The sequence below is a fragment of the Fluviicoccus keumensis genome, assembly GCF_004217445.1.
In the GTDB taxonomy this organism is placed as follows: Bacteria; Pseudomonadota; Gammaproteobacteria; order Pseudomonadales; family Moraxellaceae; genus Fluviicoccus; species Fluviicoccus keumensis.
In genome coordinates this window covers 591,655-616,001 of sequence record NZ_SHKX01000010.1, presented here as the reverse complement: position 1 = coordinate 616,001, position 24,347 = coordinate 591,655, and the positions used below count along the sequence as shown (strand labels likewise).

Genomic DNA, 24,347 nt, shown 5'->3' with positions numbered 1-24,347 from the left:
GTTGTTTTATGGGTAAGTGGATGTTTTTCCGCCACATTTTCGCGCTGTTTGCCCTTGTTGTGACCTTGGCCGGTTGTAGCAGCCTGTCCACCATCAAATCCGATGAGCCCGAAAAATACGTCCTCGCGCCCAGCGCCAACGAGGCGCGGCATTTCTTTACGCGCAGCGGCCTGCATCTGTTCGGGCAATGGTGGATGCCCTCCGGCAGCCCCAAGGCCATCGTGCTGCTGGTGCATGGCACGGCGGTTCATTCCGGTTTCTATGATCCTTGGGCGAAAGACCTGACCTCGCGCGGCTATGCCGTTTTCGGGATTGACCTGCGCGGTTGGGGGCAATCCCAGGGCTATGGCGCCCGTCGCGGCTCCGTCGGCAAGATTGATGAATATGTCGAGGATGTGGAAATCGCCCGCCGCGAGGTCCGCCGCCGCTTCCCCGGCAAGCCGGTCTATCTTCAGGGCGAGTCCCTGGGCGGCGCGGTGGTGCTGATGGCCAGCATCTCCGGCCGTGTGGCGAGTGACGGCCTGATCCTGAATGCTCCGGCGATCCAGCTGAATCCCGGACACATCCTGCCCGCCAGCGTCGGTAATTTCGGGTTGTGGACCGCGGCGCAAAGCGCCCGCCATATGGCGCAGACGCCGCTGTTGCCGGTCTGGAAGAGCCTGACCTGGACCATCGTCAAGGATCCCGCGGTCAAGCAGCGTTACTGGGAAGATCCGTTCACCGCCCACAAGGCCCTGCCGGGCAGCTTTCTGGTGGCGATGCAGGATGTGACCCAGCGGCTCCAGCTCAACATCAATAACGTACGCGTGCCGTTCCTGGTGATGCACGGCACCCGTGATGCCCTGGTGGCGAAGGAAGGCAGCGAGTTGCTGATGGCCAAGGCGGTCAGCACCGACAAAACGATCAAGATCTACGAAGGCATGCGTCACGCCACCCTGCACGATGTCGACAAGGACAAGGTATGGAGCGACGTGACCTCCTGGCTGGACACCCACGCGGATAAAGCGATCGCCGCCAAGGCATTGAACCCGGATCCCACCGAGATTTCCGATTCCGGAGAGGACGACGACAGTCAGAAGACCGCCTTCCGTTCCCGTTACCAACAACTGACCATGACCACGAGGAATTGATCCATGAAGAAACTGATCGGTGCGGCGCTGCTGGCAGCGGCCCTGACAGGATGTGCCACGGGGATGAGCCCGGTCAACGGCACCTTCTACACCAACGTGACCGGCCCGCTGGCTGCGACGGATAACCCCGAGAAGCCGACCAAGATCGGTCGTTCGACCGCGCGTTCCATCCTGGGCGTTTATGCCGTGGGTAACGCCAGCATCGAGCAGGCGGCGAAGAATGCCGGCATCACCCGCATTCACCATGTGGATTATGAAACCCAGAGCATCATGGGTGTCATCGCCGACGTGACTATCGTCGTTTACGGCAACTGATCGTCCTGTCGCACCCGGGCGGAAGCTATCCGCCCGGGTGCCGTGCTCTGGTGTTTCCCCTTTCTCTTGCTTCTTCCAGCCTTCATAATCCGCTTCAGTTCTTTCCCATTTTCAGGCGTCATTCATGAAAACCCTCCGCATCGCCACCCGCAAGAGCCCGCTCGCCCTGTGGCAGGCCGAATATGTCCGTTCCTTGCTGATGCACCACCACCCCGGCCTGACGGTAGAGCTGGTGACCTTCACGACGCAGGGCGACCGTATCCTGGATGCGCCGCTGGCCAAGATCGGCGGCAAGGGCCTGTTCGTGAAGGAACTGGAAACCGCGATGCTGGAAGGGCAGGCCGATATCGCCGTCCATTCGATGAAGGATGTGCCGATGGAGTGCCCGGGCGGTCTGGGCATTGTCACCATCTGCCCGCGTGAAAATCCGCTGGACGCGCTGGTATCCAATCGTTACGCCTCGCTGGAGCAGTTGCCGCAAGGCGCGGTTGTCGGCACCTCCAGCCTGCGTCGCCAGTGCCAGTTGCGCGCGCTGCGTCCGGATCTGGTGCTTAAGGATCTGCGCGGCAATGTCGGTACGCGCCTGGGCAAGCTGGATGCCGGGGAGTATGACGCGATCGTTTTGGCCAGCGCCGGGTTGCTGCGGCTGGGTATGCCGGAGCGGATCACCCAGTATCTGGGCGATGAATTGCTGCTGCCGGCCGTGGGCCAGGGCGCGGTGGGCATTGAGGCGCGTCAGGACGATGCTGAAACCCTGAAACTGCTGGCGCCGCTGCATCATGCCGCCACCGCCACCTGCGTGCTGGCCGAGCGGGCCATGAACCGCCGCCTGCATGGCGGTTGCCAGGTGCCGATCGCCGGTCATGCCGTATTGCGCGGCGACCAGCTCAGCCTGCGCGGGCTGGTCGGCAGTCTGGACGGCAAGACCCTGTTGCGTTCGGCAGCCGACGCGGCGACACCCGCCGAAGCGGAGGCGCTGGGTATTGAAGTGGCGGAAGCCCTGTTGGTGCAGGGCGCGGCCGAGCTGCTGGCGGCGCCGGCTTTGCACGGATGACAATCCCCGAGGCGGCCGACCGGCCATTGACTGGCCTGAGCGTCGTCAATACCCGGCCTGCCGGCCGCGCCACGGTGCTCGATGCGGCCCTGCGTGCAGTCGGTGCGACTGTTCACGCCTTGCCCCTGCTGGAAACTGAGCCGTTACCGTTATCTCCCGTTCAGCGGCAGATGGTTCAGGATCTGGACCGGTATCGCGTCGTGTTCGTCGTGAGTCCCACGGCGGCGGCGCTGGGTCTGGACTCCTTGCGGGATTACTGGCCGCAATGGCCGGTCGGTCAGGTCTGGATCGCGGTCGGAGCCGCGACCGCCCGTGAATTGGCCGGGGCCGGGCTGTCGCCGCTGACTCCGACGATTGAAACCAGTGAAGGCGTGCTTTCCCTGCCGCCGATACAGACGTTACAGCCTGGCGACCGCGTACTGGTGCTGCGCGGCGAGGGCGGCCGCAATCTGGTGCGCGATTGGCTGCAGGCCAAGGCCGTGCAGGTGGACTATCTGGATCTCTATCGCCGCCGCCTGCCCGCCGCTGCCGCCGGGCAGTGGCGATCGTTGCGCCAGGACCGGAAGCCGGATGCCATCGTCCTCACCAGCGGGGAGTCGCTCCGTCACTGGCTGGCGCTGGGTGGGGATGAAGCCCGCCTGCTGCCGGCCGTGGTGATCAGCGAGCGTCTGGGCGCCGAGGCCATGCGGCTGGGTGTCGCGGTGGTGCTGGTTGCGGCCAGTACGCGTCCGGAAGACGTGATTGCCGCGCTCCGGGCTTGGCGGGAGGCGTCAGCGCGTGGTATTGATTAGCCCTTCCATTTTTCAGCCGCAGCAGGGTTACTTGCCATGACAGACATCCGCCGGTCCCTGGGCTATGCCGCCCCGGTCAAGACGCGATTCCGTCAGGCATTCATCCGGGTGCTGCTGCTGGCAGCAGTCATTGCGGCCGGTTTCATGGCGTGGCAGCTCCGGCAACAGGATCTGGCGGCGCAACAGCAGCGTCAACAGGCGCTGGAACACCAGCTGGCCCAGTTGCAGCAATCCCGGGATCTGCTGTCCGGCGAACTGGCCGCCGTGCGTCGCCAGCAGGGAGATCTGGCCGCCCGTCTGGACGCCATGACCAAGACCTTGTCGCCGGAACAGCGCCGCCAGTGGCTGACGGACGAAGTGGCGTACTACCTGGATATGGCGGAACAGCACTTGCAGCTGCAGCAGGATGTGACTCCCGCCTTGCGCCTGGTAGAGCTGGCGGACAGCCTGTTGTCCCGGCAAGCCGATCCGGGGCTGGCCTTGCTGCGTGAAGGCCTGGCGGCTGACCGCCTGAGCCTGCTGGCCGCGCAACAGGTCGATCGCGCCGGATTATCCGTACGGCTTGATGCGCTCAAGCAACAGGCGGCGCGCATGGCCCTGCCGATGCATGTCGGCAGCCCGCAAGCCAGCCGTGTCGACCCGGCCCGCGTTGCGGCGTCTTCAGTCTGGGAAAAGGGTTGGCAATCTTTCCGTCAGTTGATCACCATCCGGCGTTACGATGCCCCGGTGCGACCCCTCTTGGGTGATGACCAGCGCTGGCTGTTGCAGCAGTCCGTCTATCTGGAGCTGACGCAGGCGCAGTTGGCGCTCTGGCGGAACCAGAATGCCCGCTATCACCAAAGCCTGGAGGATGTGCGCGTCCTGTTGAAGGATTACACCGCGCTCAGTCCCGGCATTGCCGTCGTCCAGCAGGAGCTGTCGGCCTTGTCGGCGGAAACCCTGCCCGATATTCCCTTAGCACTGACGCAATCGCGCCACGCCTTGTCGGCCTTGCGTGAGCTCCATCCCGCCATCGCCATTCCGGCTGAAGGGACCCGTTCATGACCCTGTTCCTGGCGCTGATTGCCGCCCTGGTTCTGGGGGGCGGGCTTGGCTGGCTGTTCCTGAACGATCCCGGTTATGTCCTGATCGCCTGGCACCAGACGTCCGTCGAGGTGTCGTTATCCCTGGCGGTGCTGATGCTGGTGCTGGTATCCGTGGTCGGTCTGGTAGGGCTGGAGTTGCTGTTGGGTGTGTTCGGCCTGCGCCGCATCATCCTGCAATGGTCCGACCAGCGCAAGGTTCGCCGCGCCGGGGCGTTGCTGGCCGAAGGCGTCGGCTTGTTGCAGCGCGGCGAAGCTGCTCGTGGTGAAAAGCGTCTGATGCAGGCGGTCAAATTGTCGCCTCACCCCTTCGCCGCGGCATCGATAGCCAGCGACTCCGCCCGCCGCCGCCATGAATTCCGTCTGGCCGAAGATTATCTCGATATGGCGACAGGCGCCGCCGATCATCTGCCCTTGGAACTGGCGCGTGTACGCATCTGGATTGACGGCGGCCAGTGGGAGGCCGCCGCCGCGCGCCTGAAGAGCCTGCACAGCCATTACCGTAGGGAACCGGCGCTGGCCGAATTACTGGTGGATGTCCTGATCCGTCTGCAGGCCTGGGAGGATCTGGCGGGCTGGATGCCAAAGCTGTCCGGGATGCTGGGCCATGAACGGGCAGTGGCATTGGCGGTGGATGCGCACCGGCAGATTATGGGCTGGATGGCACAGACCGGGAGCCGGGTGGAGCGTGCCGCGTCGCTCAGGCGGCTCAAGGCCTATTGGGAGGCCGTGCCCGCCGCCCTGAAGCAACAGCCCGATCTGGTGGAGGCCTATGCCGAAGCCATGGTGCGGCAGGGCTTTGATGATGAGGCCGAGCCGGTGGTGCGGGAAGCTCTCGGACATCACTGGCATAACGGCCTGATCGCCCTGTACGGCCGCATTCGTTCGTCCTATCCGGATGAAGCATTGCAGCAGGCGCGCGCCTGGCAGTCGAAACGCCCGCAAAGCCCCTTGCTGCTGTTGACCCTGGGGCGGCTGTACCTGCAAAACCGCGATTGGGATGCCGCCCGCGCCAGCTTTGAGCAAAGCCTCAGCCTGGGCAAAAGCACCGAAACCTATGCCGAGTATGTCCGCCTGCTGCAACATCTCAATGATCCCGAGTCCGCCCACTACCTGGTAGCCGGGTTGCAGCAACTGACGCAGCGCCCCTTGCCTCACTTTCCGATGCCCTAAGGTTCCGTGATGTCCCAGTCCCCGCTCCAAGATTTTCCGATGATCCAGAAGCAGGTGGTTGCTTGGGGCGATATGGACGCCTTCGGACACGTCAATAACGCCAATTACTACCGTTATTTTGAAAGCGTCCGCATCAGCTACCTGCAAGCCATCGGCGCGTTGGATCAGTTGGAAGCCTGCAATCCGGTGGTATCGGCGAACAGTTGCCGTTTCCTGAAGCCGGTCACGTATCCGGATACCCTGGAACTGGGCGCGCGGGTCGTTGAATTGCGAGGCTCGGGTTTCCGCATGGAGTATGTGCTGGTCAGCAGTCGTCAGCAGGCTGTGGTTGCGACAGGCGAAGCGGTAGTGGTCATGGTGGCGGCCGGAGGCGGTAAGCTGGCGCTGTCCGATGTTCTGCGCCAGTCCATTTTCCGCCTGGAGGCGACCGTCGGCCACACCCCGGCCAGTTGAACGACGCGCCTTAGCGGTCTGCGGACGGTTTCAGGGTCGCCGTATCAAGCTTTCGCAAAAAGCCGGGATTGCCGCGCCAGATGCGGTTGAAGCGGAAATCGAACATTTCTGCAATGGCCTGATCCGCCGTCCAGCCCTCCATCACCATCCGGTATGCCGCTACCGAATAGCCGGTTCGATCCCTCCCTTGCTGACAGTGCACGAAAACGGCCCCATGCCCTTGACGGCGGACATTCTCCACTTCCTGCAGGAACTGTTTCAGCTGCCCGGCATCCGGACTCCAGGCCTTCATCGGGATCTGGATATAGCGAAGCCCCGTTCCCGCCAGCAGCGGTTCATCGCTATTGTCCTCGCCGATCCGGAGATTGATGACGGTCGTTACACCGGCTTTTTCCAGGGCTTGAAAACCTTCACGGCTGGGCTGGGCGCCACGCCACAGCGTCGGCGAGACCTTGGCAAAGTTGATGACGCCCGGAAGGCAGGTGTCGCACGGGTGTGTGGTGGCCGGTCGGGGCAGGGGAGGCGGAGCGGTTGCGCAACCGGCCGCGGTCAGGGCGGCCAACGTCAGACCAATGTCCCGCAGGTGTCGCATCCCAATATGCCTGAGAGAGCCTGGAACAAATTTCTGCACAAAAAATATCCGATAAACGGTTCTTCCAGAAAATACTGTAAGACTTGCCAAGCCAGAACGCAATCTATACAATTCGCGGCGCTGAAAGTGGCAATCCCCGCATTGCCGCTCATTGTCACCTGCGTGGAACCATTGTGAGCCGACCCCAGCCGCTCGTCGATGCGACACCAGCCTGGCGCCTTCTGAAGGGGCAGGTGGTGGTTGCAATTGTACTGACCTTGCTGGTCATGTTGTCGGGTGTTCACTCCGGGATGTCCGCAGGTATCGGCGCGGGAATCGCAGTCGCCGGCAGCGCCTATTTCGCTGTGCAGGCCTTTCGTCATGCCGGCGCAGCATCGGCCAGGCAGATCGTGAAAAGTTTCTACAAGGGAGCGGCAGGCAAGTTTGCCTTGACTGTCCTCCTCTTCGCCGCCGCCTTTGGCATGGTTCCGAACCTGCAGGCGGGCTGGGTGCTGACCGGTTTCTTTTTGGTGCAGCTTGTGGCGTGGCTGAGTCCCTTGCGGGACGCGTTGCGCGACAGGTCCTAACGGGTGCAGTTATGGCTGGAAATTCCGCAGAATATATTAAGCATCACCTTACCAATCTGACCTACGGCGAATTGCCGGCAGGCTATGTGCGTCATGGCGAGCATGGTGAGGAAGTCCTCTCGGCGGCAACCTGGACTATCGCGCACAATGGTGACGAAGCTCATGCCATGGGGTTCAAGGCGATTCATCTGGATTCCATGGGCTGGTCCATTGGTCTGGGCCTGATTTTCTGCCTGATTTTCCGCATGGTCGCCAAGAGCGCCACCAGTGGCGTGCCCGGCGGTCTGCAGAATTTCATTGAAACGATCGTCGAATTTGTCGACACGAACGTCCGTGATACTTTTCACGGCAAGTCTTCACTGATCGCCCCGCTGGCCCTGACGATTTTCTGCTGGATCTTCCTGATGAATTTCATGGACTTGATTCCGGTTGACTTTATTCCGTCCGCCGCGCAGGCGTTGGGTTTCCATTACATGAAAGTGGTGCCGTCCACCGACCCCAACATTACGCTGGGCATGTCGATCTCGGTATTCCTGCTGGTCCTGTTCTACAGCATCAAGATGAAGGGTGTGAGCGGTTTTGCCGGTGAGCTGGCACTGAATCCGTTCAATCCGAGCAATCCCGTGCTCAAGGCGTTTTTCATTCCCATCAACCTGATTCTGGAAGGTGTGACCCTGATTGCCAAGCCGGTATCCCTGGGCCTGCGACTGTTCGGCAACATGTATGCCGGCGAGCTGATCTTCATCCTGATTGCGCTGCTGCCGTTCGGTTTGCAGTGGATGCTGTCGGTGCCCTGGGCCATCTTCCACATTCTGGTCATCACGCTGCAGGCATTCATCTTCATGATGCTGACCATCGTGTACCTGAGTATGGCCAGTGAGCATCACTGATAACCCTTTTTCCCTTTAAACACTACGACGCAGAGGTAATTACAATGGAAACCGTGATTGGCTTGACCGCTATCGCCGCCGCTATCCTGATCGCTTTCGGTGCCCTGGGTACCGCCGTTGGCTTCGGCCTGCTGGGTGGCAAGTTCCTGGAAGGCGTTGCCCGTCAGCCCGAACTGGCTCCGCAATTGCAGGTCAAGATGTTCATCGTCGCCGGTCTGCTCGATGCCGTCCCCATGATCGGCGTGGGTATTGGTCTGTTCTTCGTGTTCGCCAACCCGTTCATCGGCATGCTGAAGTAATTCGTCAGACGCAATTTTTCCCGCAACTGCCGAATGAGGTGTTAGTGTGAACATTAATCTGACCCTGTTGGGGCAGGCCATTTCGTTTGCGCTCTTCGTGTTCTTCTGCATGAAGTTCGTCTGGCCGCCGCTGACGGCTGCCTTGGCTGAACGGCAGAAGCGCATTGCAGACGGCCTCAGCGCCGCTGACAAGGCGCAACGTGATCTGGCTTCCGCCCAAGACCAGGTGGCTAATGAGATGAAGGCCGTGAAGGATCAGGCAGCCCAGCTGCTCGATCAGGCTCACCGCCGTGCCACTCAGATGGTCGAAGAAGCCCGCGCCCAGGCCCAGGCTGAAGGCGAGCGCATCAAGGCCCAAGCCCGCGAAGAGATCGAGCAGGAAATCAACCGCGCCCGTGACGCGCTGCGCGCCCAGGTGGCGGCGCTGGCTATCGCTGGCGCCGAGAAGATCCTGCAAGCCCAGGTTGACGCCCAGGCCCATGCAGCAATGCTCAACCAGTTGGCGACTGAGCTCTAAACAGTAGGCGGTGAAACATGGCTGAACTAACCACTGTGGCGCGCCCCTACGCCAAGGCTGCCTTTGCCCATGCACAGGAAAAGGGCCAGCTGGCCGAGTGGTCCGCCCAACTCGCTCTCGCTGCAGCGCTGGCCGGGGATGCCGAATTTACGGCCTACCTGACCCGTCCCAGCATGACGGTGGAGCAGCAAACCGGCGCATTCTTTACTGCTGCCGGTGACCAGTTGAGCGCAGACGGTCGTAATTTCGTGGCTTTCGTCGCCCAGAACAAGCGTTTGGCCGCCCTGCCTGCCATTGCCGAGATTTTCGAGCAAATGAAGGCGGATGCCGAGCGTACCGCCGATGTCCAGGTGACCAGTGCTTTCGAGATGACGGATGTCCAGCAGCAGGCCCTTGCCGGCCAGCTTGCCGCCCGTCTCGGCCGCAAGGTGACCGTCAATGCGCAGGTGGATTCGTCGTTGATCGGCGGCGCCATCATTCGCACCGGCGATCTGGTGATTGATGCCTCCGTGCGCGGCAAACTGGCGAAACTGAGCGCCACCCTGAATTCATAATTTTTGAGGAACTGCGCATCATGCAGCAACTGAATCCTTCCGAGATCAGTGCGCTGATCAAACAGCGTATCAGCGATCTCAACGCCACCTCCGAGGCCCGTAATGAAGGCACGGTGGTGAAGGTGTCTGACGGTATCGTCCGCATTCACGGCCTCGCCGATGTCATGTACGGCGAAATGATCGAGTTCGAAGGCGGCCTCTTCGGCATGGCCCTGAACCTGGAACAGGATTCAGTCGGTGCTGTGGTGCTGGGTGGCTACCTCGACCTGCAGGAAGGCCAGAAGGTGCGTTGCACCGGCCGCATCCTGGAAGTGCCGGTGGGTCCGGAAATGCTGGGTCGCGTCGTTGACGCCCTCGGCAAGCCGATCGACGGCAAGGGCCCGATCAACGCCAAGATGACCGACGCGGTCGAAAAAGTGGCCCCGGGCGTGATCTGGCGTAAGTCGGTCGACCAGCCGGTGCAAACCGGCTACAAGGCCGTCGACTCCATGATCCCCATCGGCCGTGGCCAGCGCGAGCTGATCATTGGCGACCGTCAGACCGGCAAGACCGCGATGGCGATCGACACGATCATTGCGCAGAAGGGTTCCGGCATCAAGTGCGTGTACGTCGCCGTGGGTCAGAAGCAATCGACCATCGCCAACGTTGTGCGCAAGCTGGAAGAATACGGTGCGATGGAATACACCACCGTGGTTGCCGCCGCCGCCGCCGATCCTGCTTCCATGCAGTTCCTGGCGCCGTACTCCGGTTGCACCATGGGCGAATACTTCCGTGACCGCGGCGAAGACGCCCTGATCATTTATGATGATCTGTCCAAGCAGGCCGTGGCTTATCGCCAGATCTCGCTGCTGCTGCGCCGTCCGCCCGGACGTGAAGCTTACCCCGGCGACGTGTTCTATCTCCACAGCCGTCTGCTGGAGCGCGCTTCCCGCGTGTCCGAAGAGTATGTCGAGAAGTTCACCAACGGTGAAGTGAAGGGCAAGACCGGCTCGCTGACCGCGCTGCCGATCATCGAAACGCAAGCCGGCGACGTGTCCGCTTTCGTTCCGACCAACGTGATCTCGATCACCGACGGCCAGATCTTCCTCGAAACCTCGCTGTTCAACTCGGGTATCCGTCCGGCCGTCAACGCCGGTATCTCGGTGTCCCGCGTCGGTGGCGCCGCCCAGACCAAGATCATCAAGAAGCTGTCCGGCGGTATCCGTACCGCGCTGGCCCAGTATCGTGAACTGGCGGCATTCGCCCAGTTCGCGTCCGATCTGGACGAAGCGACCCGCAAACAGCTGGAACATGGTCAGCGTGTGACAGAACTGATGAAGCAGAAGCAGTTCGCACCGCTGAACATCGCCGACATGTCCGTTTCCATCTTTGCCGCTAACGAAGGTTATCTGCAGGATGTGGCGGTCGCCAAGGTCGGGGCTTTCGAAGCCGGTCTGCACAGCTATATGAACAGTCAGCACAAGGCCTTGATGGACAACATCAACGCCACCGCTAACTACAACGGCGAGATCGAAGCCGAGCTGTGCAAGGGTATCGAAACCTTCAAGGCTACCCAGACCTGGTAAGTCGTAACTTGCCGGTCGGACCTTGTCCGATCGGCATAACAACTCGGTGAGACTATGGCCGGCTTAAAAGAGATTCGCAGCAAGGTCGCCAGCATCAAGAGCACGCAGAAGATTACGAAAGCGATGCAATTGGTGGCAGCCTCCAAAATGCGCAAGGCGCAAGAGCGCATGGTATCGGGTCGCCCCTATGCCCAGAAGATGCGCCGTGTGATCGCCCATCTGGTACAGGCCAATCCGGAATACAAGCACCCCTACATGGTGGAGCGTCCGGTCAAGCGTGTCGGATATATTGTCGTGTCTTCGGATCGCGGCCTGTGCGGCGGCCTGAACATCAACGTGTTCAAGCGGGTTGTACAGTCGGTGAAGTCCTGGCGCGAGCAGGGCGTGGAAGTGGAATTCTGCCTGATCGGGCAAAAGGCCACCACCTTCTTCAAGTCGGTGGGCGGCAAGGTTGTGGCGGTGAAGACCCATATGGGTGATGCACCGGCCATTGATCAACTGATCGGCACAGTCAAGGTCATGCTGGACTCCTTCAATGAAGGCCATCTTGACCGGATTTACCTGGTGCACAACCAGTTTGTGAACACCATGACCCAGAAGCCTGTCATGGAACAACTGGTGCCGCTGCCCACGGATGAAAACAGCAACCTGAAGCGCGAACACGGCTGGGATTACCTGTATGAGCCGGAAGCAGCGCCGCTGCTGGACGCCCTGATGGTGCGTTTCATTGAATCCCAGGTGTATCAAGGGGTTGTGGAGAACATCGCCTGCGAGCAGGCCGCCCGTATGGTTGCCATGAAGGCGGCGACCGATAATGCCGGCAGTCTGATCAAGAGTTTGCAGCTGGTGTACAACAAGCTGCGTCAGGCAGCCATTACCCGCGAAATTTCCGAAATCGTCGGCGGCGCCGCCGCGGTTTAAGCGCAGTATTCAGTTTAAGAGGAAAATCCGATGAGCAGCGGTCAAATCGTTCAGATTATCGGTGCAGTTATCGACGTCGAGTTTCCGCGTGACAGCGTGCCGAAGGTCTATGACGCCCTGAAAGTGGATGGCACCGCCACCACTCTCGAAGTGCAACAACAGCTGGGCGACGGTGTGGTTCGCACCATCGCCATGGGTTCCACCGAAGGCCTGAAGCGTGGTCTGCCGGTCAGCAACACCAATGCCCCCATCTCCGTGCCGGTCGGCGTCAAGACCCTCGGCCGCATCATGGACGTGTTGGGTGCTCCGATTGACGAAGCCGGCCCGATCGGCGAAGAAATCCAGTGGTCGATCCACCGCAAGGCGCCGTCTTATGACGAACAGTCCGGCGGCACCGAGCTGCTGGAAACCGGCATCAAGGTTATCGACCTGCTGTGCCCGTTCGCCAAGGGCGGTAAAGTCGGCCTGTTCGGCGGTGCCGGTGTCGGCAAGACCGTGAACATGATGGAACTGATCAACAACATCGCCAAGGCGCACAGCGGTCTGTCCGTGTTCGCCGGCGTGGGTGAGCGTACCCGTGAAGGGAACGACTTCTACCACGAAATGAAGGATTCCGGTGTGGTTGACAAGGTCGCGATGGTATACGGCCAGATGAACGAGCCTCCCGGAAACCGTCTGCGCGTGGCGCTGACCGGCCTGACCATGGCGGAATACTTCCGTGATGAAAAGGACGAAAGCGGCAAGGGTCGTGACGTGCTGTTGTTCGTGGACAACATCTACCGTTACACGCTGGCCGGTACCGAAGTGTCCGCGCTGCTGGGCCGTATGCCCTCCGCCGTGGGTTACCAGCCGACGCTGGCCGAGGAAATGGGCGTGTTGCAAGAGCGCATCACCTCCACCAAGTCCGGTTCCATCACCTCCGTGCAGGCCGTTTACGTCCCTGCCGATGACTTGACCGACCCGTCCCCGGCGACCACCTTCGCCCACTTGGACGCCACCGTCGTGCTGAGCCGTGACATCGCCTCGCTGGGTATTTACCCAGCCGTGGACCCGCTGGATTCCACCAGCCGTCAGCTGGACCCGCTGGTTGTCGGTGAAGAGCACTACAACGTGGCTCGCGGCGTGCAGACCGTGCTGCAGCGCTACAAGGAACTCAAGGACATCATCGCGATTCTGGGTATGGACGAACTGTCTGAAGAAGACAAGCTCGTGGTGTACCGTGCGCGTAAGATCCAGCGTTTCCTGTCGCAGCCCTTCCATGTGGCCGAAGTGTTCACCGGTTCTCCCGGCAAGTACGTTCCGCTGAAGGAAACCATTCGCGGCTTCAAGGGCATTCTCGCCGGTGAGTATGACCACATGCCCGAACAGGCTTTCTACATGGTTGGCGGCATCGAAGAAGCCATCGAAAAAGCCAAGAAACTGTAATCCAGCAGGGGACAAGGCGTCCGGGCCTTTAAGCGTCCGGGCGGCCTCCAGAGGTGAATATTATGGCGAACAGTTTGCACTGCGACATCGTAAGCGTGAAGGAATCTATCTTTACCGGTAGCGTCCAGATGCTGATTGCGCACGGCAAGGTGGGCGACCTGGGCATCCTGCCCGGCCACGCTCCGCTGCTGACCCAGTTGCATCCCGGCCCCGTGCGTGTCATCAAGGAAAACGGCGAAGAGGAACTCTTCTACGTCTCCGGCGGCGTGCTGGAAGTTCAGCCTCATGTGGTCACCGTGCTGGCGGATACCGCCGTTCGTGCGGCTGACATTGACGAGGCTGCTGCGATTGAGGCCCGCAACGCCGCCATGGCGGCCCTGCAGAACCAGAAGTCCGAAATGGACACGGGCGCTGCATTGGCAGCGCTGGCGGAAGTCGCCGGCCAGTTGCGAACTCTGCAGAAGCTCAAAAACCGCGCGTGATTCCGTGGTTGGTCAAGCTCAAGATGCAGTCAAAAAGGGTAGCTTATGCTACCCTTTCTGCTTTTCCACACCCGATAATTCTTAACAGACAGGTACCAATCAGATGGAGTTGAGCGTCCTCATCCTTGCTGCCGGCAAAGGCACCCGCATGAAGTCGGTTCTGCCCAAGGTCATGCAGCCGTTGGCCAGTCGCCCCTTGTTGGCGCATGTCCTGAAAACCGCCCATGATCTGGAGTCCGCCAATACGCTGGTGGTCTACGGCCATGGCGGTGATGTTGTGCGTAATCATTTCGCCGGTGAAAACCTGGGATGGGTTTTGCAAGCAGAGCAGAAGGGAACCGGGCATGCCGTCCAGGTGGCTCTCCCGCAGTTGCCCGCGACCGGGAAAACCCTGATTCTCTATGGCGATGTGCCATTGACCTCGGTTCAAACCTTGCAGTTGTTGATGGACCAGGTTCGTGACGACAACTCGCTGGGGCTGCTTTCCGTGCATCTGGATAACCCGACGGGGTACGGACGCATTGTCCGGGATGCCGCCGGAAAGGTGCAGCGTATTGTCGAGCAGAAAGATGCGAGCGATACGGAAAAGTTGATCCGGGAAGTCAATACCGGGATTCTGTGCGTGCCAAACCGCCATCTGCATGACTGGCTGCCCAATCTGGGGAATAGCAATGCCCAAGGGGAGTATTACCTGACGGATATCATCGCCATGGCTGTCGCGGCCGGAGTTGCTGTTCGTACGACCCATCCAGCGCATGCCTGGGAGGTTGAGGGCGTCAATGACAAGTTGCAGCTGGCGACATTGGAGCGCGTATACCAGCGTCAGCAAGCCGAGACACTGATGCGCGCCGGTGTCACGTTGCTGGACCCGGCAAGGCTGGATGTCCGCGGGGTATTGTCTTGCGGGCTGGATGTCGAGATTGACGTCAATTCGGTTTTTGAGGGCACGGTCACTCTGGGTGATAATGTCCGTATCGGGCCCAATTGTGTCCTGAAAGACTGTACGATCGGAGCAGGCAGCGTTATCCGCGCCAATTCCGTTATCGAGGAGTCCGTGATTGGACAGCGCGTCCAGGCAGGGCCTTTTGCCCGTATTCGTCCGGGCAGCACGCTTGCCGACGATGTGCATATCGGTAATTTTGTGGAAGTCAAGAATAGCCGGTTTGATCAGGGCGCCAAGGCGAATCATTTGGCATACATCGGAGATGCCGATATCGGTGCGCGGGCCAATATCGGAGCCGGCACCATTACCTGCAATTATGATGGCGCCTTCAAGCATCGCACCGTGGTTGGCGAGGACGCCTTTATAGGCTCCAACTCATCGTTGATCGCGCCGGTGAAAATCGGTCAAGGCGCGACAACCGGCGCTGGATCCGCCATCAGCAAGGATGTGCCTCCGGCGGCCTTGGCGGTCGCTCGGGGATTGCAGCGTAATATTGAAAACTGGGATCGCCCGCGTAAGCCGGGCAAGTAAATTAGTGGCAGTCGGGTGACCGGCGCTGGTGGAACGAAGACGGGAGTGGGTTTATGTGCGGGATTGTTGGCGCGATTGCTGAACGCAATGTGACGGGTATTCTGGTGGAGGGCTTGAAGCGACTGGAATATCGCGGCTATGACTCGTCCGGTATAGCGGTCTTGGACAGTGGCGCGATTCATCGAGTCCGCCGGGTAGGCCGTGTTGCGGCCATGGAAGAGGCGGCTTTGGCTGAAAACACCAATGGTCAGTTGGGTATCGGCCACACCCGTTGGGCGACTCATGGCGGCGTAACCGAACCGAATGCTCACCCGCATGTGTCGGGTGAGCTGATCGCCGTCGTCCATAACGGCATCATTGAAAATCATGATCACAAGCGCGATGAGCTGAAAGGACAGGGTTATGCCTTCACCTCGCAAACCGATACCGAAGTCATCGCGCATCTGGTGCACCGTCACTATGTCCAGGATCAGGACCTGTTTGCCGCCGTGCAGCGGGCGGTGAAAGAGCTGGAAGGCGCCTATGCCATTGCCGTTATTGCCCGCGACAATCCGGATCTGCTGGTCGTGGCCCGAATGGGTTGCCCGCTGTTGATCGGGGTCGGCGAGGGTGAGAATTTTGTCGCCTCGGATGTCTCGGCGGTGCTGTCCTCCACCCGTCGTGTCATGTACCTCGAAGAAGGGGATGTCGCCCGGATTACCCGCGAGTCCGTCCAGGTATTTGACGGCACCGGCGCCGCCGTGGAGCGCAAGCTGCACCTCTCCGATGTATCCCTGGCCTCGCTGGAGCTCGGTCCTTACAGTCATTTCATGCAGAAGGAAATCCACGAGCAGCCGCGCGCCCTGTCCGATACCATCGAACAGATTCTGGCCCAAGGGTTTGGCGCCAGCTTGTTTGACGGAGACGCCTCCATTCTTCAAGGTGTCAAAAGTGTACAGATCATCGCCTGCGGCACCAGTTTCTACGCCGGCTCCGTGGCGCGTTACTGGGTTGAAAGCCTGACCGGATTGCCTTGTGCGGTCGAAATCGCCAGCGAATACCGTTACCGCGAGGCCGTGGCATCGCCGGACAACCTGATCGTGACCATTTCCCAGTCCGGTGAAACCCTTGACACCATGGAGGCACTGAAATACGCCAAATCCCTGGGTCAAAACCGAACCCTGTCCATTTGCAATGTGCGTGAATCCGCGCTGCCGCGTTTCTCGGCCGCCGTCTTCTACACCAAGGCGGGCGCGGAAATCGGAGTGGCCTCGACCAAGGCCTTCACGACGCAGCTGGTAGCGCTGTTTGCCCTGACGGTGACGCTGGCCAAGCTGAACGGACGCCTGACGCCCGAGGCTGAGGCCGGCTATCTCGATGCTTTGCGTCACCTGCCTGGCAGTGTGCAGCATGCGTTGAATCTGGAGCCGCAGATCAAGGCCTGGTCTGATCGTTTCGCCGCAAAGGATCATGCCCTGTTCCTGGGTCGCGGCGTCCACTACCCGATCGCTATGGAAGGGGCCTTGAAGCTCAAGGAAATCACCTATATCCATGCCGAGGCCTATCCGGCCGGCGAGTTGAAGCATGGCCCGCTGGCGCTGGTGGATGAGAACATGCCGGTAGTGGTGATCGCCCCGAACGATGCCCTGCTGGAGAAGGTGAAGTCGAACATGCAGGAAGTCAGGGCTCGCGGCGGTGAAATCTTTGTCTTTGCCGATCTGGATTCCCATTTCCATGATTCGGAAGGCGTTCATGTGATTCGCACACCGCGTCATGTCGGCATCCTGTCCCCGATCGTGCATGCGGTGCCGGTGCAGTTGCTGGCCTACCATACGGCGCTGTCGCGCGGTACGGATGTGGACAAGCCTCGTAATCTGGCGAAATCGGTGACGGTGGAGTAATCCGCCGCCCATAAAAAAGCCCGCGATCGCGGGCTTTTTTATGGGCGGCTTTCAGCCCGCCGAAGCGGATAGCGGCTGGGCTTGGCGTTGGCGCTCCAGCAGCAGGTTGATATCCTCGGCGGGCACCGGACGGCTGATGTAGAAGCCCTGGACCAGATCGCACGATTCAGCGCGCAGGAACTCCATGTGCTCCTCGGTCTCCACCCCTTCGGCCACAACCTTCAGCCCCAGGCTTTGCGCCATCGCGAAAATGGCGCGGACAATGGCTTCATCGTTCTCGTTATGGCCGATTTCATAAATGAAGGATTGGTCGATCTTGAGGATGTCGATCGGGAAGCGTTTCAGGTAGGACAAGGATGAATAACCGGTGCCGAAATCGTCCAGGGCGATCTTGATGCCGCGCTGGCGGACATCCTCCAGCATCTGCTTGACGTGTTCCCGGTCTTCCATCAGTGAAGATTCGGTGATTTCCAGTTCCAGCAGGGTAGGGTCAAGGCCGGTGTTGACCAGCACCCGGTCGAGGATTTCCAGCAGGTTGCCGCGATGCAATTGCTGGGCGACGACATTGACCGAGGTGGATATCCGGCCAAGGCCCATATCCTGCCAGATGCGGGTCTGGCGGCAGGCCTTGTCCAGCACGATCTCGCCAATGGCGGAGATCAGGCCGGCCTCTTCGGCAAGCGGGATGAACTGACCCGGCCCCAGCAGGCCCATGGAGGGATGCATCCAGCGCACCAGCGCCTCCATTCCCACAATCAGGCCGGTCGCGAGGCATACCTTCGGTTGGTAGTACACGACAAATTCGTCGCGGAAGATGGCCTTGCGCAGCGCGCTTTCGAGGTTGACCTGTTCCACGGACACAACATGCACATCTTCGCTGAAGAAGCGCATGGAATTACCGCCCATGCGCTTGGCCTGGTGCAAGGCGAGGTCGGCGTGGTTCATCAGGACTTGCAGCTCGCGGCCGTGCTCCGGGAACAGGCTGACGCCGATGGAGACGCCCAGCAGCAACTCATGCTCGCCAATCCGGAAGGGACGGCGAAGCTCATCGATAATGCGCTCGCAATAGCTCTCAAGATTGTGGCGGGTGACCTGCTGGTCGAGGATGACCGTGAATTCGTCACTGCCAAGGCGCGCCAGCGTATCCGCCGAGACAGCGGTATTGATCAGGCGTTCCGCCACCTTCTTCAGCAATTCGTCGCCCAGTTCGTGGCCCAGGCTGTCGTTGATGGTGCGGAAGCGATCCATGTCGATGTACAGCACCGCCAGCCCCTTGTTGTGGTCGCGGGCGCGCAGGATGGCGGCGTGCAGGCGGTCGCGGAAGAGGTTGCGGTTGGCCAGTCCGGTCAGGCGGTCGTAGTTGGACAGATAGCGCAGCTTTTCCTCGGCCTCCTTGCGCTGGCTGAGATCGGAAATGATGCCGACATAATGGGTCAGGTCATTGTGTCCGTCATGCACGGCAGCGATATGCAGCCACTCCGGGAAAGATTGTCCGTTTTTGCGTGTTTCGGTGATTTCGCCCTGCCATTCCCCTTCGTGATTCAGGCCCTGCATGATGGTGGGGTAGTGCAGTTGCTTGCCGGGCTGGGATTGGCCTTCATCAAAAATATGACGACCGTGCAGCTCCGCATCGGTATAGCCGGTGATCTGCGTGAAGCGCGGGTTGACCGACAGGTAGCGCATTTCATTGTCGAGGATATAAATGCCCTCGGCGGCGTGTTCGAATACCGAGGCGGAAAGGCGCAGCTTTTCTTCGGTTTCGCGTTCCGGCGTAATATCGCGGCGGGTTCCGATCAGGCGGATCGGGAGGCCTTTTTCGTTCCAGGCGACCACCCGCCCGCTGTCCTCCACCCAGATCCAGTGGCCCAGGCGGTGGCGGATGCGGTAGGAGGCCTCGTACAGCGGACGGCGTTTGCGCAGGTGGTTGAGCAATGCCCGGCGTACTTGCGCGTAATCGTCCGGGTGGATGATCTTTTGCATCTGCCCCATGAAGCCTTTCAGCTCCAGGCGGGAGTAGCCCAGCAATTGCTCGAAATTGGAGTGATAAATCTCGTTGGTGACGAGATTCCAGTCCCACAAGCCGATACCCGAGGCGTCAATGGCCAGGGTCAAGCGCTCCTGGCTGCTGCGCAGGGCGCGGTTGATGTCGGACAACGCCAGCGTGCGCTCCCGCACCTTTTGTTCCAGGTTGAGATTGATCTCCTGCAATTGCGCTTCCGCATTGCGGCGCTCCTGGATTTCCGCGCCCAGTTGACGATTGACATCCTCGACGGTGTTTTTCGAGCTTTCGAGGAAGCGGATCAGGTCCTCGTTACGCAACTGGAGCCATTGTGAGCGGAAACTGATTTCGCCCAGCCGTCGCCCGGCCAGCACCAGAAAACAGTAGAACAGGCTGCCCACGCCGGCCATGCTGTTATTGATGAGTGAGGGGGTCATGGCCAGATAGAGCAGGCCGGGAGCGAAGGCGAAGCTGACAAAAAGCAGGAAGCTCTTGAAGCGGGTGATATAGGTGGACAAGGCGGTAATCGCCTGCCAGCTGATCAGGACGGCGAAGAGCGTCGGGCGATAGAATTCGGAAAAGGCCTGACGGACATCCGGAATGGCCTTGACGAAAAGGATGCCGGCGAAGCCCCAGATGCTGCCCAGCAGGGCGGCGCTCAGGGGAATGATCCACGGGCGCAGTTTCACCGGAATCTGTTCGGGGTGATGACCCAACTGGCGTATGCCTGTCAGGCTGGCGGTGACGGCGGTCAGCGCCCATCCCAACCAGCCATAGACGGCCAGGGGGCGTTCATCCAGCTCACTGGAATAGAGAAAGGCCACGGCGATGATGGCAACGAGGGAAACCAGTCCGAAAAAAGGCATTTGCTGGATGACCTGCTGAACCTGCAAGTTATCCATGCGATCGCATATCGGTCCGGACGCCGTCATCTCCCGGGGCGGCTCTCCGGAATGCGGAAGGTCCTGATCGGTCATACTATGCAAGCTCCAGTTCACCCAACCGGTTCAGGGAGGCTGAAGGCCGGGTGCTGAGTGCGGATTAGTCGTTGTTCTTGTCAGCCCGAAACGGGTTCGCGGCCTGATTTTTCTGGGGGTGACCGGAGGCGTGCGCCATGGCTGACGACCGGTTATCCCATTGACTCTTTTGAAAGTATAACACCAACCCGCGAAATGAAAATGCCTGCAGCAACAGGCTTTCGCCGGTTATTGGGAGGCGGGTGCGACCGGCAGCGGGCGGGTGCGTCCCTGGCCGTCAATCGCGACAAAGGTAAAGCGGCCCTCCGTCAGTTTGCTGGTCTGCCCAGCGACCGGATGCAGCCAGACCTCCACCTGGATACTGACCGAGCTGGACCCGGTTTGCAGCACTTCCGTATGAAAGCTCATCAGGTCGCCAACGCGGACAGGGCGCAGGAAGACCATGCTGTCGATAGCGACCGTGGCGACGCGGCCCTGCGCCAGCCGGCGGGCGGTGATGCTGCCGGCGATATCCATCTGCATGACCAGCCAGCCGCCGAACATGTCTCCTTGCACATTGGTGTCGCCCGGCTGCGCCTGCAGTTGCAGGACCGCGGCATTACGGGGGTGGGGGGCGGAATCCTGACGGTAGGGAGGCATGGGAGTGATGTCATCATGGGTTCAAGCCATGATAAGTGCATTGCCGGGAATTGCAAGAATCGGCGATTGTGACAGGCTGTCATAATTCTGTCATGGAGCGTCCCTACTATGCGCAACATGCAAAAAGACATGCGTGATCCCTCGGAGACGACTATGAAGATGCTGCAACTGGTGCTGGCCATGGGCCTGACCGTCGGTATGACCGCGGCGAATGCTGCTGTGGATGCCGGTATCCCCGCGTACCAAAAGACCTCCGGAATCTCCGGCAACCTGTCCAGCGTCGGTTCTGACACGCTGGCCAATGTCATGACTTTCTGGGCGGAAGATTTCAAGAAGCAGTATCCGAACGTCAATATCCAGATCCAGGCGGCCGGTTCCTCCACCGCACCTCCCGCGCTGACCCAGGGTACCTCCAACTTCGGTCCGATGTCCCGTACCATGAAGGACAATGAAATCGCCGATTTCGAAAAGAAATACGGTTACAAGCCGACCGCTGTCCCCGTGGCCGTGGATGCGCTGGCTGTTTTCGTGCACAAGGACAACCCGATCAAGGGCCTGTCCATGCCGGTTGTCGACGCCATCTTCTCCAGCACCCGCAAGTGCGGCTTTGAGAAGGAAGTGAAGAAGTGGGGCGACGCTGGCCTGACCGGCGCCTGGGCTGGTCGTGATTTCCAGTTGTTCGGCCGTAACTCGGTTTCGGGCACCTACGGTTACTTCAAGGAACACGCCCTGTGCAAGGGTGACTTCAAGACCAACGTGAACGAGCAACCGGGTTCCGCGTCGGTGGTGCAATCGGTTTCCAACTCGATCAATGGCATTGGTTACTCCGGCATTGGCTACGTGACCTCCGGCGTCAAGGCTGTGCCGCTGAAGAATGATAACGGCGAATTCGTGCAGCCGACCGCGCAGAACGCCCTGAGCGGCAAGTACCCGCTGGCTCGTTACCTGTACGTCTACGTCAACAAGAACCCGAAGAAGCCGCTGTCGCCGCTGGAAGCGGAGTTCATCAAGCTGGTGCTGTCAAAGCAGGGTCAGGAACTGGTCGAGAAGGATGGTTACATCCCGCTGCCGGCCGCTGACGTCAAGAAGGCGCGCGCCAAGCTCGGCCTGTAAGGACGACGACAGGTCAGGAAATGAGAAAGGGGCTGAAAGGCCCCTTTTGCGTCGATACGTCGGACAGGCGACGTAGGTTTCCGTTGCAAACTCGACGATAATGCCGCCCCCTCCGGAGCTCCGAGAGAACCATGAGTCAATCAGAACGCGCCCAACCTGATGCCGCCTATCTGGCGTCGCTGGATCGCCGCCGCCGCATCAAGGATCGCTTCGCCAATGTGACGATCGCTTTTGGCGGTGTCTTCGTCATCGTGGCTATCGCCTTGATTTTCTTCTATCTGCTGTTTGAAAGCTGGCCTTTGTTCCGTAAAACGGAGCTGGCCCCGGCCCATCAGTATTCCGCCATGACGCCAGCCAGCTGGGTCGATATGGATGAATATAATGAAACCGGCATCCGTCTGCAGCCGAACGGAGAAATCCGCTTCTTCCGGGTCAGTGACGGGCAGGTGACGGGAACGCGATCATTGAACCTGCCGGAAGGCGTGACGGTCTCGGCGGTGATGCCGGGCCCGGTGCTGCAGGGCGTCGTGGGCGTCGGCTTGTCCAACGGACAGCTGGTGGTGCTGAAACCGGATTATACGGTCGATCATCAGGGTGAAACCCGTGTGGTGACGCCCAACGTGGCGTTCCCGTTTGGCGAGGCGCCGTTGACGGTGATGCCGTCGCCGCAGGCCTTGACCAATTTTTCGGTGCGCGATGACGACGGCCGGCTGGAAGTGCTGGCGGTTGCCGGCAACCAGCTGCTCTGGGAGGAGTTTACGGAGCAGAAGCCCGCGACGGCCGGAGCCGCCGAAGGCGAGGGGTTCAGCCTGGGCGGTCTGCATGATGACACGGACCAGTCCGGCGCCGACCAGCCCAAGACCTATGCCCTGGGCAAGAGCGAAGCGTTGCCGCTGCCGGCCGCCGGTATCCGCCAGGTGCTGATCGGTCAGGGTTCCCGCTGGCTGTATGCCTTTACCGCGGATGACAAGGTCGCCGTGTTCAAGCGCGGTGATGAGGGTGTTTCCCTGTATCAGGAGGCCGCGCTGGGTCTGAATAACGCCCATGTCACCAGCGTGTCCGCCCTTCAGGGCGAAATTTCCTTGTTGATCGGCGACAGCGCCGGTGAAATCAGCCAGTGGTTCCTGGTTCGCGATACCAAGAGCGCGGAAGACAAATTCAGCCTGCAGCGCATCCGCAGCTTCCGTCTGGGGGATGCCCCGGTGACGGCGATTACGCCGGAGTTGAAGCGCAAGGGATTTGTCGCCGGCGACGCCAAGGGCCGCGTCGGGTATTTCTATACAACCTCGGAACGGACCCTGAGCATCCAGCAGGCGGCCAAGTCCGCCGTGACGTCATTGAGCCTGTCGCAGCGCTCCGACGGCGTGTTTGTGCAGGCAGGCGACTCTTCCAGCTTCTGGCGGCTGCACAGCGAACATCCTGATATTTCCATGAGCTCGATGTGGGGCAAGGTCTGGTACGAGTCCTACCCCGAACCGACCTATACCTGGCAGTCCTCTTCCGGCAATGCCGATTTCGAATCGAAGCTGTCGCTGGTGCCGCTGGCCTTCGGGACGCTGAAGGCCGCCTTCTTCGCCATGCTGCTCGCTGCGCCGCTGGCTATCTGCGGCGCCATGTATACCGCCGTCTTCATGTCGCCCGGTCTGCGCACCAAGGTCAAGCCGGCAGTGGAGCTGATGCAGGCGCTGCCGACAGTGATTCTGGGCTTCCTGGCCGGGTTGTGGCTGGCGCCGCTGGTGGAGGCAAGTTTACCGGGGATTGTCACCCTGTTGATCGTGACACCGATCGTGATCCTGCTCTGCGGTTTCGCCTGGGTGCAGATCCCGCTGGAAAAGCGTAGCCGGATTCCTGACGGCTGGGCGCCGGTGCTGCTGATTCTGCCGGTGGTGCTGGCGGGCGGCCTGTCGATGCATTTCTCGCAGTCGATGGAGCTGGCGCTCTTCAATGGTGATGTCCGTCACTGGATGTCCGAGCATGTCGGCCTGAAATTCGACCAGCGTAACGCCCTGATTGTCGGACTGGTGATGGGCTTTGCCGTGATCGCGCCGATCTTCTCGATCGCCGAGGATGCCCTGTTCGCGGTCCCGCGCCATCTGACCAACGGTTCGCTGGCGCTGGGCGCCACGCAATGGCAGACGCTGGTGCGCGTGGTGCTGCCGACGGCGTCGCCGGGTATCTTCTCGGCGGTGATGATCGGTTTTGGCCGCGCGATCGGTGAAACGATGATCGTGCTGATGGCGACCGGCAACACGGCGGTGATGAACTGGAACATGTTCGAGGGCATGCGCACGCTGTCCGCCAACGTCGCGGTGGAAATGGCCGAGGCTGAAGTCGGGTCAACCCACTTCCGGGTGCTGTTCCTGTCGGCGCTGGTGCTGTTCGTGCTGACCTTCGTGCTGAATACGGTGGCGGAAGTGGTGCGTACGCGCCTCCGCAAGAAATACGGTTCCCTGTGA

At 60.6% G+C, this 24,347-nt stretch carries 23 protein-coding genes; 20 read left to right on the top strand and 3 right to left on the bottom strand.

The features are described 5' to 3' along the window. The first annotated feature begins 8 nt into the window (after positions 1–8). The 7 genes from EV700_RS03845 to EV700_RS03815 all read left to right on the top strand — a co-directional run bounded on the left by EV700_RS03845 (position 9) and on the right by EV700_RS03815 (position 5,998). Positions 9–1,130 (top strand): alpha/beta hydrolase, encoded by a 1,122-nt coding sequence (locus tag EV700_RS03845; RefSeq protein WP_165391321.1) that lies wholly within the window; start codon positions 9–11, stop codon positions 1,128–1,130. 3 nt (positions 1,131–1,133) lie between these two features. Further along, complete coding sequence (locus tag EV700_RS03840) at positions 1,134–1,445, top strand: TRL-like family protein (protein ID WP_130411019.1); 312 nt, start codon at positions 1,134–1,136, stop codon at positions 1,443–1,445. Positions 1,446–1,569: 124 nt separating this feature from the next. Next, positions 1,570–2,499 carry a hydroxymethylbilane synthase gene (gene hemC / locus EV700_RS03835; protein ID WP_130411018.1) on the top strand — a complete coding sequence of 310 codons (930 nt, stop codon included), beginning with the start codon at positions 1,570–1,572 and terminating at the stop codon, positions 2,497–2,499. Continuing rightward, entirely contained in the window at positions 2,496–3,290 is a 795-nt protein-coding gene (locus EV700_RS03830; RefSeq protein WP_130411017.1) for a uroporphyrinogen-III synthase, read from the top strand. Before hemC ends, EV700_RS03830 begins: the two co-directional genes overlap by 4 nt. Positions 3,291–3,326: 36 nt before the next feature. Beyond that, the gene (locus tag EV700_RS03825) at positions 3,327–4,334 is read left to right on the top strand and encodes a uroporphyrinogen-III C-methyltransferase (protein ID WP_130411016.1); all 1,008 of its coding nucleotides are present in this window, start codon (positions 3,327–3,329) and stop codon (positions 4,332–4,334) included. After that, complete coding sequence (locus tag EV700_RS03820) at positions 4,331–5,545, top strand: heme biosynthesis HemY N-terminal domain-containing protein (protein WP_130411015.1); 1,215 nt, start codon at positions 4,331–4,333, stop codon at positions 5,543–5,545. Before EV700_RS03825 ends, EV700_RS03820 begins: the two co-directional genes overlap by 4 nt. A gap of 39 nt (positions 5,546–5,584) precedes the next feature. Continuing rightward, a complete protein-coding gene (locus EV700_RS03815) occupies positions 5,585–5,998 on the top strand; it encodes an acyl-CoA thioesterase (RefSeq protein WP_242610177.1) in 414 nt (137 codons plus the stop codon). A gap of 10 nt (positions 5,999–6,008) precedes the next feature. Here the strand turns inward: EV700_RS03815 and EV700_RS03810 are convergent, their stop codons facing one another. Further along, entirely contained in the window at positions 6,009–6,629 is a 621-nt protein-coding gene (locus tag EV700_RS03810) for a fused DSP-PTPase phosphatase/NAD kinase-like protein (protein ID WP_130411013.1), read from the bottom strand. Between the two features lie 134 nt (positions 6,630–6,763). Between EV700_RS03810 and EV700_RS03805 the strand changes: the two genes are divergently transcribed. From EV700_RS03805 to glmS, 11 genes are all read left to right on the top strand, one after another. Continuing rightward, positions 6,764–7,156: an ATP synthase subunit I gene (locus EV700_RS03805; protein WP_165391320.1), complete on the top strand. Its 393-nt coding sequence runs from the start codon at positions 6,764–6,766 to the stop codon at positions 7,154–7,156. Between the two features lie 11 nt (positions 7,157–7,167). Continuing rightward, positions 7,168–8,046 (top strand): F0F1 ATP synthase subunit A, encoded by an 879-nt coding sequence (gene atpB / locus EV700_RS03800; RefSeq protein ID WP_130411011.1) that lies wholly within the window; start codon positions 7,168–7,170, stop codon positions 8,044–8,046. A gap of 44 nt (positions 8,047–8,090) precedes the next feature. Further along, positions 8,091–8,345: a F0F1 ATP synthase subunit C gene (gene atpE / locus EV700_RS03795; protein WP_130411010.1), complete on the top strand. Its 255-nt coding sequence runs from the start codon at positions 8,091–8,093 to the stop codon at positions 8,343–8,345. Positions 8,346–8,391: 46 nt separating this feature from the next. Further along, positions 8,392–8,862 carry a F0F1 ATP synthase subunit B gene (locus EV700_RS03790; RefSeq protein WP_130411009.1) on the top strand — a complete coding sequence of 157 codons (471 nt, stop codon included), beginning with the start codon at positions 8,392–8,394 and terminating at the stop codon, positions 8,860–8,862. Positions 8,863–8,879: 17 nt separating this feature from the next. Beyond that, complete coding sequence (locus EV700_RS03785) at positions 8,880–9,416, top strand: F0F1 ATP synthase subunit delta (protein WP_130411008.1); 537 nt, start codon at positions 8,880–8,882, stop codon at positions 9,414–9,416. Positions 9,417–9,436: 20 nt separating this feature from the next. Then, positions 9,437–10,981 (top strand): F0F1 ATP synthase subunit alpha, encoded by a 1,545-nt coding sequence (gene atpA / locus EV700_RS03780; RefSeq protein ID WP_130411007.1) that lies wholly within the window; start codon positions 9,437–9,439, stop codon positions 10,979–10,981. A gap of 54 nt (positions 10,982–11,035) precedes the next feature. Beyond that, positions 11,036–11,902: a F0F1 ATP synthase subunit gamma gene (gene atpG / locus EV700_RS03775; protein ID WP_130411006.1), complete on the top strand. Its 867-nt coding sequence runs from the start codon at positions 11,036–11,038 to the stop codon at positions 11,900–11,902. Positions 11,903–11,932: 30 nt separating this feature from the next. Next, the gene (gene atpD / locus EV700_RS03770) at positions 11,933–13,327 is read left to right on the top strand and encodes a F0F1 ATP synthase subunit beta (protein WP_130411005.1); all 1,395 of its coding nucleotides are present in this window, start codon (positions 11,933–11,935) and stop codon (positions 13,325–13,327) included. A 62-nt stretch (positions 13,328–13,389) separates the two neighbouring features. Further along, positions 13,390–13,809: a F0F1 ATP synthase subunit epsilon gene (locus tag EV700_RS03765; protein ID WP_130411004.1), complete on the top strand. Its 420-nt coding sequence runs from the start codon at positions 13,390–13,392 to the stop codon at positions 13,807–13,809. A gap of 103 nt (positions 13,810–13,912) precedes the next feature. Continuing rightward, positions 13,913–15,283 (top strand): bifunctional UDP-N-acetylglucosamine diphosphorylase/glucosamine-1-phosphate N-acetyltransferase GlmU, encoded by a 1,371-nt coding sequence (gene glmU, locus EV700_RS03760; RefSeq protein WP_130411003.1) that lies wholly within the window; start codon positions 13,913–13,915, stop codon positions 15,281–15,283. A gap of 53 nt (positions 15,284–15,336) precedes the next feature. Continuing rightward, on the top strand, positions 15,337–17,163 hold the full coding sequence (gene glmS / locus EV700_RS03755) for a glutamine--fructose-6-phosphate transaminase (isomerizing) (RefSeq protein WP_130411002.1): 1,827 nt from the start codon (positions 15,337–15,339) through the stop codon (positions 17,161–17,163). A 51-nt stretch (positions 17,164–17,214) separates the two neighbouring features. Here glmS and EV700_RS03750 read toward each other — a convergent pair whose 3' ends face one another. Both EV700_RS03750 and EV700_RS03745 read right to left on the bottom strand, forming a co-directional pair. After that, the gene (locus EV700_RS03750) at positions 17,215–20,064 is read right to left on the bottom strand and encodes a putative bifunctional diguanylate cyclase/phosphodiesterase (RefSeq protein WP_165391319.1); all 2,850 of its coding nucleotides are present in this window, start codon (positions 20,062–20,064) and stop codon (positions 17,215–17,217) included. A 303-nt stretch (positions 20,065–20,367) separates the two neighbouring features. After that, positions 20,368–20,778: an acyl-CoA thioesterase gene (locus tag EV700_RS03745; protein ID WP_130411000.1), complete on the bottom strand. Its 411-nt coding sequence runs from the start codon at positions 20,776–20,778 to the stop codon at positions 20,368–20,370. Between the two features lie 153 nt (positions 20,779–20,931). On the opposite strand from EV700_RS03745, the gene EV700_RS03740 reads away from it, so the two are divergent. Both EV700_RS03740 and EV700_RS03735 read left to right on the top strand, forming a co-directional pair. After that, complete coding sequence (locus EV700_RS03740) at positions 20,932–21,891, top strand: PstS family phosphate ABC transporter substrate-binding protein (protein WP_130410999.1); 960 nt, start codon at positions 20,932–20,934, stop codon at positions 21,889–21,891. 131 nt (positions 21,892–22,022) lie between these two features. Further along, entirely contained in the window at positions 22,023–24,347 is a 2,325-nt protein-coding gene (locus EV700_RS03735; protein WP_165391318.1) for an ABC transporter permease subunit, read from the top strand.